The 12,662-nt window shown below is 50.8% G+C and carries 12 protein-coding genes and 1 pseudogene; 6 read left to right on the forward strand and 7 right to left on the reverse strand.

What is annotated here, in order from left to right:
• Window positions 1-184 precede the first annotated feature (184 nt).
• Window positions 185-358 (forward strand): hypothetical protein, encoded by a 174-nt coding sequence (locus BZG79_RS16350; protein WP_021024399.1) that lies wholly within the window; start codon window positions 185-187, stop codon window positions 356-358.
• Between the two features lie 80 nt (window positions 359-438).
• On the opposite strand, the pseudogene bioD reads toward BZG79_RS16350, so the two are convergent.
• The 4 genes and pseudogenes from bioD to bioB form a co-directional block, all read right to left on the reverse strand.
• Window positions 439-951, reverse strand: a pseudogene (gene bioD / locus BZG79_RS05575) (dethiobiotin synthase); the annotation flags it as partial.
• A gap of 23 nt (window positions 952-974) precedes the next feature.
• Window positions 975-1,610, reverse strand: a complete 636-nt coding sequence (locus tag BZG79_RS05580) for a methyltransferase domain-containing protein (RefSeq protein ID WP_077773909.1) — start codon at window positions 1,608-1,610, stop codon at window positions 975-977.
• Window positions 1,607-2,836, reverse strand: coding sequence for an 8-amino-7-oxononanoate synthase (locus BZG79_RS05585; protein WP_077773910.1), 1,230 nt, complete (start codon window positions 2,834-2,836; stop codon window positions 1,607-1,609). The genes BZG79_RS05580 and BZG79_RS05585 overlap by 4 nt, the downstream gene beginning before the upstream one ends.
• Window positions 2,837-2,841: 5 nt before the next feature.
• On the reverse strand, window positions 2,842-3,687 hold the full coding sequence (gene bioB, locus BZG79_RS05590; protein ID WP_077773911.1) for a biotin synthase BioB: 846 nt from the start codon (window positions 3,685-3,687) through the stop codon (window positions 2,842-2,844).
• Between the two features lie 108 nt (window positions 3,688-3,795).
• Here bioB and bioA point away from each other — a divergent pair, with 108 nt between their 5' ends.
• On the forward strand, window positions 3,796-5,070 hold the full coding sequence (gene bioA, locus BZG79_RS05595) for an adenosylmethionine--8-amino-7-oxononanoate transaminase (RefSeq protein ID WP_199877562.1): 1,275 nt from the start codon (window positions 3,796-3,798) through the stop codon (window positions 5,068-5,070).
• Between the two features lie 219 nt (window positions 5,071-5,289).
• Here bioA and BZG79_RS05600 read toward each other — a convergent pair whose 3' ends face one another.
• Together BZG79_RS05600 and BZG79_RS05605 are read right to left on the reverse strand one after the other, a co-directional pair.
• Window positions 5,290-6,495, reverse strand: a complete 1,206-nt coding sequence (locus BZG79_RS05600) for a multidrug effflux MFS transporter (protein ID WP_077773913.1) — start codon at window positions 6,493-6,495, stop codon at window positions 5,290-5,292.
• Window positions 6,496-6,660: 165 nt separating this feature from the next.
• Window positions 6,661-7,458: a MetQ/NlpA family ABC transporter substrate-binding protein gene (locus BZG79_RS05605; RefSeq protein WP_077646842.1), complete on the reverse strand. Its 798-nt coding sequence runs from the start codon at window positions 7,456-7,458 to the stop codon at window positions 6,661-6,663.
• A 154-nt stretch (window positions 7,459-7,612) separates the two neighbouring features.
• Here BZG79_RS05605 and BZG79_RS05610 point away from each other — a divergent pair, with 154 nt between their 5' ends.
• From BZG79_RS05610 to sstT, 4 genes are all read left to right on the forward strand, one after another.
• Window positions 7,613-8,182: an LON peptidase substrate-binding domain-containing protein gene (locus BZG79_RS05610; RefSeq protein ID WP_021022797.1), complete on the forward strand. Its 570-nt coding sequence runs from the start codon at window positions 7,613-7,615 to the stop codon at window positions 8,180-8,182.
• Between the two features lie 126 nt (window positions 8,183-8,308).
• Window positions 8,309-8,878, forward strand: coding sequence for a sigma-70 family RNA polymerase sigma factor (locus tag BZG79_RS05615; protein ID WP_101494590.1), 570 nt, complete (start codon window positions 8,309-8,311; stop codon window positions 8,876-8,878).
• Window positions 8,875-9,579 (forward strand): ChrR family anti-sigma-E factor, encoded by a 705-nt coding sequence (locus tag BZG79_RS05620; RefSeq protein WP_077461302.1) that lies wholly within the window; start codon window positions 8,875-8,877, stop codon window positions 9,577-9,579. Before BZG79_RS05615 ends, BZG79_RS05620 begins: the two co-directional genes overlap by 4 nt.
• A 306-nt stretch (window positions 9,580-9,885) precedes the next feature.
• Window positions 9,886-11,103 (forward strand): serine/threonine transporter SstT, encoded by a 1,218-nt coding sequence (sstT, locus tag BZG79_RS05625; RefSeq protein ID WP_028569616.1) that lies wholly within the window; start codon window positions 9,886-9,888, stop codon window positions 11,101-11,103.
• A 90-nt stretch (window positions 11,104-11,193) separates the two neighbouring features.
• On the opposite strand, the gene BZG79_RS05630 is transcribed toward sstT, so the two are convergent.
• Complete coding sequence (locus tag BZG79_RS05630; RefSeq protein WP_021022794.1) at window positions 11,194-12,408, reverse strand: ROK family transcriptional regulator; 1,215 nt, start codon at window positions 12,406-12,408, stop codon at window positions 11,194-11,196.
• Window positions 12,409-12,662 lie beyond the last annotated feature (254 nt).

Below are 12,662 nucleotides of genomic sequence, written 5' to 3' on the forward strand. Positions count from 1 at the left end.
GCCACGACTATAGACTTTGGTCGAGTTGTCTTCGCGCTCGAGTCAGGCTAATTTATACCCAGCTGTTTAAAACTACGATACTCACGAGGCTGTTTCGCAACGCGCAGACACCCTCATCAGACAGTATAAATCACAAACTGTTGCATACTTCATCCTTGCAACGCGTTATCAATGGAGTGAGACCATGGCAGAGCAAGAAAATTACCGCGTCGCGATCGACATCTTAACCTGTCATCTCGGCATGAGCTTTGATGAAGCCTGTTCAGAGCTTGGATTAGCGTCAGATGACGCGTCGGCGGCACGTCAAATGGCAGAGATACAGCAAAGCTTAATGGGCGTGCGAGGCGACCAAAAGTAACTGTCTATCTACATCAGCTACTGAATAGACAAAGCCAGCATAGCGCTGGCTTTTTTGATCGCTACATTTCCATAAATTGTTTACAACTGCGCAATATCTAAGTGACTCGCGCATTGTGTTGGTGAGGCATCGGCAGCAAACGGCAAGTGCCCGAGACAAGGCGCATCTAAATGGGCGTTTAAATAGCGCACCATCTCGTCACTGTGCTGCGCCTTGGGATCCACGGCGTTTGCCACCCATCCGGCTAATTCAMGCCCGCGGGCACGAATGGCCTCTGCAGTGAGCAAAGCATGGTTTAAACAGCCAAGTTTAATCCCCACCACCATGATCACTGGCAGCTGATGGGTAACTACCCAATCGGCCAGCGTCTCCGTCTCACTCAGTGGCACTTGCCAGCCGCCGGCACCTTCTACCAATACCGGGCGAGCCTGCTGTTTTAAATGTGCTAACCCATCGCTTAGCATCTGGGTATCAATGGGCGTATTGGCTAACGCGGCCGCCCAATGCGGCGAACATGGCGTTTCTAACAACACTGGGTTGATCGCGGCATACGGCAATGCGATCGCACTGGCGCGCTGCAAAGTGACAGCGTCACTATTTAGTTGGTGATCAGGCGCTAAATCAGCACCAGCGGCGTCACCGCATGGGCATTGGCAAAGGTCAGCTGTTCGCTTTCTTGCAACACGGTTGCGTGCATCAGCCCGGCGCGTTGGGTCGCCTGCTGTAACTCTGAGAAGGAGATAAAGCGGTTCACTCGTGACGTGCCGCATGCTTGTTGCCACGCGCTATCGAGTTCACACAAGGATCCGGTGAGCAGTGTCGAAACAAGAATTTTCCCGCCGGGTTTGACGACCCGACTCAGCTCCGCCAATGGCACGTGTAAATCATCACACCATTGCAGCGCTAACGAGCTAAATGCTAGATCGACACTGTTATCAGCCAGCGGCAAATGCTCCGCATCTGCTTGTACGGCTAGCATGACATCGCCGCAGCGCGCTTTTGCCGTCGCAAGCATGGGGGCGCTGAGATCCAGTCCAATCACTGTCTTGGCATGAGTCATCCACTGCTGAGTGAAATAACCGGTGCCACAGCCGACATCTAAGACGGTACCGAGACGGACAGCCTTTTGCTCTGACTCAGCCAATGCCATTAACCGATGGCCGACACGGCGCTGCAGCGTCGCGCTGTCATCATAATGGGGCGCGGCTCGGCCAAACGCGCGAGCAATCGCTTGTTTATCGACGACGGTCATGCTGTCACCCCACACGCTTTGTCGCTCGCTAATACCGGCTTAAGCGCCTCAATTAGTGCGGTGATATCTGTTTTTTGATGCTGCGCAGACAGGCTGAACCGCAGACGTGCGGTGTTAGCAGGCACAGTCGGTGGCCGAATCGCTCCTACTCGGATATGGGCCTTCATCAGAGCGTGATTCACCTGCTGTAATGCTGCCAAATCGCCGATAATCAGCGGCTTGATCGGACTAGGCGTTGCAAGCAATTGCGGGAAGGGCTGCTTATCTAAAGAATGAGTACTGAAGGAATGCGGTTCGAGAGCAGAGTCGGTTTCTAACCAGTCCTGGAGGCCTTGCGCTAGCTGTTCAGCATGGGCGCTGAGTATTTCTCGCCGCCAGTGCTCTGTTCGTGCCAGCCTCATCGCATCCTCAATGAGTGCCGCTTGCGCAGGTGGCATAGCCGTCGAGTACACATAATGGCGAGCGAACTGGCGTAAATAGTCAATGATGGTGGGAGAAGCCAGCACTGCCGCCCCCGCCACGCCCAGGGCTTTTCCAAACGTCACGATTAAAATATCCGGCCGCGCGCCACGACTGATACTGCCCTCGCCTTCTTGCCCTAACACGCCAATCCCATGCGCATCATCCAGCGCCCAGAGCGCGCCCGATTGGTTGGCAATCGCGGCAAGACTCTCGGTTGGCGACACATCACCATCCATGCTAAATACCCCTTCCGAGACAATCAGCGATGCGGAAGGCTGGATTTGCTTTGCGAGCAGTTGGCGAAGATGTGCCATGTCGTTATGACGAAAACGCCGCTGCGTGGCAGGGCTCAATAAACCCGCCTCAATCAAGGAGGCATGGTTGAGTTTGTCTTGAAACAAGGCATCGTCTTTGCCTAACAGCGTAAAGAGCAACGCCTGATTGGCGGCAAAACCACTATTAAACAGTATCGCTTGCGGGTAACCCAGCCAGTCACACAGCTGATCACAAAGGGATTGATGCGCTGCGGTAAAACCAGATACTACCRGCGAAGCCGTCGCGCCCACGCCCCAGCGTTCAAGGTGCTGCTGCGCCTTTTTGACCAATCGCGGATCTTGCGCGAGGCCTAAGTAATCATTACCGGCAAAGTTGCGCCATGACTCGGCGACGGCATTGTCACCACTTTGCCGCCACAGGCCTTGTTGCTGGCGTACGGTCAGCTCGTCCTGATAACGACGGGTCAGCGCTGATCTTGTATCAGTCATCGTGCTTAGACACTGGCATCGTAGAACAAATCGCCCTCTTGCGGGCGCGATGCCACTCGCTCGGCCACTTGCTCAAGTAAGTCGTGCTCAGTGACTTGATCGGGCTTTTGGCTGACCGCTTCGCGATTAATACCCAGCTTTTTAAATAGCTGCATATCCGCGTCTTCGTCAGGGTTTGGTGTGGTCAACAGCTTGCAGCCATAGAATATCGAGTTGGCGCCAGCCATAAAGCACAAGGTTTGCATTTGCTCGTTCATGTCTTCGCCCAGTCCGATAATCCCGCCTGAGCAGACTTTCATCCCCGCCTCTCGCACGTTGGATAAGGTATCAAGGCGCTCTTGATAGGTCCGCGTGGTAATGACGTTGCCGTAAAACTCAGGCGACGTATCTAAATTATGGTTGTAGTAATCTAAGCCCGCTTCAGAGAGCGTTTGGGCCTGCTCGTTATCCAACATGCCCAGTGTCATACAGGTTTCTAATCCTAGGCTTTTCACTCCTTGGATCATATCGAGCAGGTATGGCATATCGCGTTGCTTGGGGTTTTTCCACGCCGCCCCCATGCAAAAACGCGTCGCACCCGAGGCTTTGGCTTTGTGTGCCGCTTCTAGCACCTGTTCGACTTCCATCAGGCGTTCTTTTTCAACATCGGTGCGATACCGCGCACTTTGCGGACAATACTTGCAGTCTTCTGGACACGCGCCAGTTTTGATCGATAACAGCGTGCTGACTTGCACTTGATTGGCAGGATGATATTCACGATGCACTTGCTGCGCGTCAAACAGCAAATCCATAAAGGGTTTATCGAACAATGCTTGCACGTCCTGTGCGGTCCAGTTGTGTCTTATTTCCACGCGGTTTTCCCCGTTGTTGTCGTTTTAATGCTTGGCTAGTCTACCCACAGACGCTAACCTGTCAACACAACAAGATCACACTGGTTTACATCTGATTTATTTATGAGCATTAACACCTATTTTGACCGTGAACATATCTGGCATCCCTACACCTCAACGCTCGATCCTTTGCCTTGCTTGCCCGTCTCACACGCAAGCGGCGCGGAACTGCATCTTGAAGATGGCACTGTTCTGATTGATGGCATGTCGTCATGGTGGGCAGCCATTCACGGCTATAACCACCCTGCTTTAAACGCCGCAGCGCATCAGCAAATCGATGACATGTCGCATGTGATGTTTGGCGGTCTCACCCACCAGCCCGCGGTATCGCTTTGCGAGCGCTTGGTCGCACATTCACCCGCCCCGCTCACGCAAGTGTTTTTGGCCGATTCTGGCTCTGTGTCAGTAGAAGTGGCACTTAAAATGGCGATGCAATATTGGCAGGGGCGCGGCGAGTCACGCGCACAGTTTTTGACCTTGCGTCATGGCTATCATGGCGACACGTTCGCCGCCATGTCGGTGACGGATCCTGATAATTCGATGCACAAACTCTACAAAGGGTTTCTGCCTCAGCATCATTTTGTGCCCTCCCCACAAAGCCGCTTTGACGGTGAGTGGAACCCTAACGACATGCAGCCTATGCGCGACGCACTCGCCACCCATCACGGTCAACTGGCCGCGGTGATCTTAGAGCCCATCGTGCAAGGCGCAGGTGGTATGCGCTTTTATCATCCCGAATACCTGCGTCAAGTGCGCGCCTTGTGCGACGAATTTGATGTGCTGCTGATTGTGGATGAAATTGCCACCGGATTTGGCCGAACTGGAAAACTATTTGCCTGCGACCACGCGGGGATCAGCCCAGATATACTCTGCGTCGGTAAAGCACTGACCGGCGGCTACATGACCTTGGCCGCCACGCTCACCACCCGCCATGTGGCCGATACTGTCTGTGGCGGTGATGCAGGCTGTTTTATGCACGGTCCTACCTTTATGGGTAATCCACTCGCCTGTGCCGTGGCCTGCGCCAGCATTGATACCTTGCTAGAAAGTGACTGGCCGCAGACCATCGCGCATATCGAGCAGCAGCTGAAAACTGGCTTGACGCCTGCTCGCGCATTGGAATGTGTAGCGGACGTGCGTGTGCTTGGCGCAATTGGCGTGATAGAGCTGACCGATCCGGTGAATCTGGCCGATATTCAGCCCTTAATGACCGCCCAAGGCATTTGGGTTCGCCCGTTCGGCAAGCTGGTTTATGTGATGCCACCCTATTGCATCCGCGACGACCAACTCCACCAACTCACCCAAGGGATGATCACCGCAATTACGCAGTTTTTTGGTGAGTAGATAGGGCGTCAGTCACGATCGGTGCCAAATTTAACCCCGATGTCCGATGGCGCCGTGCAACGGGCGCGCGGCACACATCGTGATAATGATTGGCATCGTGCTGGCGCTTATGCCAACCTACGCGATATTCAGGATTTTTGAATACAGAGCGCTTCGCTTGCGGAGTACAGAAGAGAGCAGATCGCGCTTGCATCGGCTCTTTCTGTATTCTGTATTCCGTCAGATGGTGCCATTGGCGACGTTGACTTTCGGTGCTGCGAAGCCACGGAAGATATTATGAACGGAGAGCAGCGCAAACACGCCCACCACCACACCAAGGTGCCATGCTTCACTAACCCCCAAGCTCAATAGCGCCATACTCATCAACGCGGAAATAATCATCTGTCCACCACCGGAGAGCGCAGCGACGGTGCCGGCTTGGTTAGAGTAAGGCTGCATCACCTGCGACTGGGAGCAAGGCAGCGCAATCCCGTTGCCAAACACCATAAAAAACTGCCCTATCATCAGCAGTAAAGGATCCATCGGAGTCAGCCATAACCAAACCGCAGAGATGAGCTGCATCACGGGTGCCATCAACAGCATACGCTTGGTACCCAAACGCGGCCGAATGCGCGAAACCAGCGCACTACCCAGCAATAAGCCACACGTGGGTATAAGCGCCCACAACGCATATTGATCCGAGGTCATCCCGATGCGCTCTTGCATTAAAAATSGCATCAGCGATACCGTGGTGATCACCAAGGTGAAGTTCAWCCAGCTGATACTGGCGAAATAAAGAAAGTAGGGCGTTTTTAACAGTGCGCCATAACGACCAAGGATCACTTTTATCTTAGGTAATGGCGATCGCGTATGCATACTCTCTTTAAATAAGAAAAAGAGCACGCACCACACCAAGCTGGTATAAACCATCAATAAAATAAAGATCGCTAACCAACCAAGATTGTGATTCACGAACCCACCGATCACGGGCGCGACAATCGGGGTAAAAGACGCCACCATGATCAAATACGACATCGCCTGTGGCAGTTGGTCGCCGGAATACGAGTCACGGGTAAAGGCTCGCGAGAGGACGGCACAACACCCCGTGCCCATCCCCTGAATACAACGGCCAATCACCAACCCGGTAAAACTGGCGCTAAAGGTAACCATCACGGTTAACCCAACCAGTGAAAGCAAGACACCGGCTAATAGCACGCGGCGGCGTCCGAGTGCATCCGAAATGGGGCCATAGATAAATTGTGACGGGCCAAACCCGAGCAGGTAAGCGGAAATAAGCAGTTGGACATCGTCCATGCTGAGATTGAAGTCACGAGCGATCCAAGGTAATGATGGAAAAACCAATCCCATGCTGAATTGCCCGATACTGACCGTTAAGCATGCCAGCAATACGGGCGACCAATTAAATGGACGAGTAGCCGATTGCATCTCAATTCCTATGCGTTCTGTGTGTTAGGCGAGCGAGGAAACTGTGACTCTAGCGAATGCTAAAACCACAAGCTGAGAGGCATGTTAACGCAATAACTCCCTGAATGGTAAACAATGATTGAGAATGTATATCAATGGCCAGCTATCGCTGGCCGGTTTTAAAAACTAGAAAGCCGGTTCGATCGTGCCATCAAAGGTTTTTTGTAGAAACGCACGTGTTGCCTCTGATTGAAATAGCGCCAACAAACGCTGATAGGTCGGATTATCTTTATCCTCTGCCCGCGCTGCCACGACCATCACCGCGAGCGGTGCGTCTTTCGATTCTAAGAAAATACCTTGATCACTTGGATTAAGCCCTGATGACATCACATAGTTCATGGTAATTGCAGCAGCATCGACATCTTGTAGGCTGCGAGGCAATTGTGCCGCTTCTACTTCGACAAAATCGAGCTGCTTGGGATTAGCGGTAACATCTTGTAGCGTCGCTTGAAAGCCAACGTTATCGGCCAAGGTGATCAGCCCTGCGTCTTGCAGTAATAGCAAAGCGCGCCCGGCGTTGGTCGGATCGTTAGGGATCGCAATTTGTGCGCCTTGGGGTAAATCGTCCACGCGCTGTACTTTGTCTGAGTAAATCCCCATCCGCATAAGGATGGAACGCCCAATCGAGACCAATTCACTATCATGGTTTTGATTAAAGTTATCGAGAAACGGCTGATGTTGGTAACTATTTAAATCAAGACTGCCATCTGCCAGACCGGCATTCGGAGAGATGTAATCCGAAAATTCCACCACTTCGACATGAATTCCTTCTGTTTTAGCCTGTTTCGCAACCGCTTCTACGACTTGCGCATGGGGACCGACAGTCGCACCAATCTTTATCGTTTCTGGCTGATCTGAACAGCCGCTGATAACCAACGCCAGTAACACTGACGCAATCCAAAATCCTGGTCGCTTTAACGTCATTCTGATTCCCTTAGAAAAATAGATGTTTAGACGTCCAGAATGCCACAACTTATAATGATGTCAACCTGATTGTGGTAATGCAGTCTCTGTCTTGATCGTATCCAACCCTAGTCGCGTAGTGGCAGGCATGTTGAATCAATAAGGAGGCGTAGATATGACGAAGCTGTTTCCTCTACCCTTGTTCTTACTACCCGGGGGCAGAGCTAAGCTGCGCATTTTTGAACCTCGCTATTTGCGCTTGGTCCGTGAATGCTCGGCGAATCAACAGGGATTCGTGCTGGCGATGATGCAAGGTAAACGTTTATATCGATATGGCACACTGGTGGACATTGTCGATTTTGAAACACTACCCGATGGTTTATTAGGCATTACCATTGCAGGTCGTCAACGGGTAAAAATTCAATCGACAGAGCAAGAAGCCGACAAGCTCTGGGTGGGCGAGATACAGGCACTGAATGACTGGCCACATGACGAGTTTATTGACCAGGAAGAAAATGAAGAAAAAATGCGTATTGCCGCAGGACTTAAAAATGTCTTCGCCGCCCACCCGGATCATGCTGAGCAGTATGAGGCGCCGTATTTCGAAGACTTAACCTGGAGTTGCCAACGCTGGTTAGAAATTTTGCCGCTTTCTAACGCGCAAAAACAATGGTTTATCGCGCAAGAATCGGCAGAAGAGGCGAAGCAATTTATCAGTCAGCTTCTCGAGCAAGAAGTCGAGTGATCCAATTGTTTTAAGCCTCGTATTGGAAGCGAGATGGACGGCTACGACAGATAGGACTCAACTATGACTGCGCCACAAACCATGTATACTGAGACCACCATTTCCAGACGGGACACGCGTGCCAACATGACTGACGTGACGAAGGAAGAGTTGTCTGAATTATTAGCAAAAGTTGCAGAAGACCGCGACCGCATAGCGTTCGAACGTTTGTTCCGATTTTTTGGCCCTAAGATACGCGCTTATGGTTCAAAACATTTAAGAGCTGACGGCCAAGCAATGGAATTAGTACAAGAAACCATGCTAGTGGTATGGCGCAAAGCCCACTTGTATAATTCTGACAAAGGCGCGGCGACGACATGGGTATTCACTATCATGCGTAACTTAAGCTTCGATATGCTCCGCAAGGTGCAATCGAATCGCGAAGACAATTTTAGCGATGATATCTGGCCCATTCTCGAGTCAGGGCAACAGGACAACGAAACAGATTCCGGTGCTCAGTACATGATGGACCAAGAGCTTCTCAGTTTTATTGACGAGTTACCCGCGGTCCAGCAGCAGGTGGTTAGAGGGGTTTATCTCAAGCAATTGACTCATCAAGAGTTGTCAGAACAATTAAATGTGCCATTGGGCACCGTCAAGTCCCGATTGCGTTTAGGTCTAGAAAAGCTTCGCAATCACCTGGAGGTAAAACAATGATTAAGTATCACCCATCGACCGATTTACTGGATGCTTTTGCTGCTGGCAAATTGCCGACTTCGATGGCGATTGCGTTGTCTGCTCATGTTGAACTTTGCCAGGAGTGCCAAGCTTACGTGGCCACTGCAGAAGAAAAGCTTGCATCAGTGGCGTTTGATCAAGAAACAGTCGGCGACGAAGCGTTGATGGTAAATGAGTGGGATCACAATGCTGAAGATGAAATGCTATCCGCCATTTTTGAACAAGCGGCTGCCAACGATGCCGATGCGCTGACGCAATCTGGCGCGGAACAACCTGAAGCGCGCGCAACACAAATCACTGTCGGTGAAAAAACATATGCCTTACCCCGGGCGCTGCAACGATTCGGCGATTCAAATTGGGCATCCTTTGGTAAAGTTCAACGTGCGCGACTTAATCTTGACGAAGGGGCAACGCGAGCCAGTTTTCTTCATATCGATGAAGGCGGTTCAGTGCCTGCGCACACTCACAAGGGCTATGAGTTAACCCTTTTGTTGGACGGTACCTTTGAAGATGAAAGTGGTCAGTATGTGCCAGGTGACTTTATCTTACTCGATAGCCGTCACCATCATACGCCATACACAAAAGAAGGTTGCCTTTGCTATACCATTGCAGATGCCCCTCTCTACTTCACAAAAGGCGTGAGTAAGTTGCTCAATACCGTGGGACATGCGATTTACTAAAAATTTCTGTGCTAGTTGTTATCCTTCGGCGACCGCTATGGTCGCCTTTTTTTATGCTAGATGGCCGCCTAAATCCACGTATTTGCTCGGCTAGACCTAGAATTATCACCATTTATTCTGCAGCGATAACAGAATAATTACACTAAATAAACCTCTCATTAATCATAACTCGCCACTTCAGTCCTACCTAACTAGTTCAAAGTAACAATTTTCCCTTTACATAGGGTGAATTTAACTGGTTTAATTCGTCACTTCTAACGATTCATTAACAGCCATTGATAATAAACACAGTGAAGTGAGAGTCACATGAGTCAAACACAACTCGCCAGTGTCAGTCGAGGTAACTCGCTGGTACTTCAAATACTCATCGGTATTCTTGCCGGTGGTGTTTTAGCCTATCTATCCCCCGAGCTTGCTGGCACAGCCGGATTGCTCGGACAACTTTTTGTCAGCGCATTGAAGGCCGTCGCACCCATTTTGGTTTTCGTTTTAGTGGCAGCGTCCATTGCTAACCAGAAACAAGGCCAACGGGCCAACATGCGCCCCATTATTGGGCTTTATCTTATCGGCACCCTTGCGGCTTCATTGACCGCGGTGACCATGAGTTTTTTGTTCCCGACTACCCTCGAGTTTGCCGCAACGGATGCTAGCATTACGCCGCCAGAGGGCATTAGCCAGGTATTAAGTACGCTACTTTTCAATATCGTTGACAACCCTGTTAACGCGTTGATGAGTGGTAACTATATTGGTATTTTGGCTTGGGCGATTGGCTTAGGTATTGCTCTTCATCATGCGTCGAACGAAACCAAACGTGTCTTCTCGGATGTATCCGAGGGGGTATCGATGATCGTCCGCTTTGTGATCCGGTTTGCGCCTTTGGGTATTTTTGGCTTAGTGGCAAGCACGTTAGCGAAAAGTGGCTTTGATGCTTTGATGGGGTATTTACACCTTTTGGGGGTGCTACTCGGCAGTATGGCAACCATCGCCTTGGTGGTAAATCCGCTGATTGTGTATATCAAAACGCGTCAAAACCCCTATCCCCTTGTTTTTCGCTGCCTGCGTGAGAGCGGTCTCACCGCTTTCTTCACCCGTAGCTCTGCAGCCAACATTCCAGTGAATATGCAGCTATGCCGCCGCCTTGATTTGGATGAAGATACTTATTCTGTCTCTATCCCACTCGGTGCCACCATCAATATGGGAGGCGCGGCGATCACCATTACCGTATTAACCCTGGCTGCTGTTCATACACTCGGTATCCAAGTGGATATCGCCACGGCTGTGCTGTTGAGTGTGGTGGCCGCGGTATCTGCGTGCGGCGCGTCGGGGGTTGCTGGCGGCTCCCTATTGTTGATCCCACTCGCGTGTAATTTGTTTGGTATTCCACAAGAGATTGCCATGCAAGTGGTTGGGATTGGCTTTACTATCGGTGTTTTACAAGACTCTGCCGAAACGGGCCTGAATAGCTCAACCGACGTAGTATTTACCGCGGCGGCATGCTTGGGTGAAGAGCGTAAAAACAGCTAACCAACGCCCTTAGCCAAGATCAAAAAAAAGCAGGTGCATCAACACCTGCTTTTTCTTTAACCGCTTTTTAATTGTCAGCCAAGGTAACGATTAGCCCTCCAGCACTTTCATCAGCAAATTGCCATCATACATCGCCTGCTTTACCATCGCCGCTCCAGGCATCGTCGCTTGGGTATAGAAATAGCTTTCTTCCAAGACTAGGTACTTGCTATACAGCGGAATCGTCTGCGTTTTTAAACATTCCATGATCGCAGGATACAACACCGATTTAGCGCGATTGAATTCGCCACCAAATAATATTTTTTCTGGGTTAAATAAATTCACCACAATCGCTATGGCGGTTCCCAAGTGATGCCCCAGCTCGGTGATCACTTGGTGGGCCAAACCATCGCCTGACACCGCTGCATCGCATATAGCCTCTATCGTGAGGGGTTGGTCGTGCAAGCAACTCGGATGCCCTTCATTGAGCAATGTCTCCACCTGCTCATAGATCGCGGACAGGCTTGCGACCGTTTCCAAACAGCCATAATTACCGCAAAAACACCGCTTACCAAAGGGCTTAATTTGAATATGACCTAACTCGCCAACGTTACCGATCCGCCCTTGAAGCACTTTGCCCTCGAGCACAATACCGGCCCCAACGCCGCTGTGAACTGCGACCAGAACGGCGCTGTCTGCTTCTTTCGCGTTACCAAACAACTTTTCCGCTAGTGCCCAAGAACGGGTGTCGTTCCCCACAAATACCGGCAAACCGGTCTCTCGATGTAATACAGGCCCTAGAGGCATATGGTCGACCTCGAAGTGCGGCATTTGAATCACGGTGCCTTGGGCACTATTTACCAAGCCCGGTAGCGAAATCGCAATACTGGTGACACGATCCACCGTTTGTTGGTGACGAGAGAAAAACGCATTGACATGATCGACCACGGTGGTGAGTAATGCACTTTGCGCCACCACCGTTAATTCATGCCGTTCTTGAATCAAAATTTCACTGCTTAGCGAATGCAGCGCAAGAGTGAGATAACCTCTTCCTAGACGCATGGACAAAAATTGCCAGCCTTCGTTATCCAGCATCAGCCCTACAGCTGGACGCCCGCGCATGCTCGTTTCTTGGATCGGCGCTTCTTTTACAAGGTGAGCGTCCATCAGTTCGCGCACAATTTTGGTGATACTGGCAGGCGCCAGTTGGCTGCGTTTCGAGAGTTCGATCCGCGAAATAGGCTCAAAACGGTCGATTAAGTTATAAATCGTGCCCGCATTTTTGCGCTTAATATGATCGATATGTCCCGGCTGCCCAATAATCATGCCCTTTCCTATTACTACGTGGCTGTGGCGATAAACCCTGACACCGCCTATTTAGGTGAATTTTTTTACTTCGCGAACTAATTGTGAAGCAATTGGCCGCTAGCACGTGACATTTGTCACTTTGTATCTTTGAAATCGCGTACAAACTCACAAAACCTGTCTAAACAGTAACGCTGTTCATCCTCTAATCGCGGGCTAAAAAACAAGATCTCAAACTTATTCGTTGGCATAATGCGGAGCTCATATTCTATCGC

Source organism: Salinivibrio sp. MA427 (assembly GCF_001996115.1).
GTDB lineage: Bacteria > Pseudomonadota > Gammaproteobacteria > Enterobacterales > Vibrionaceae > Salinivibrio > Salinivibrio costicola.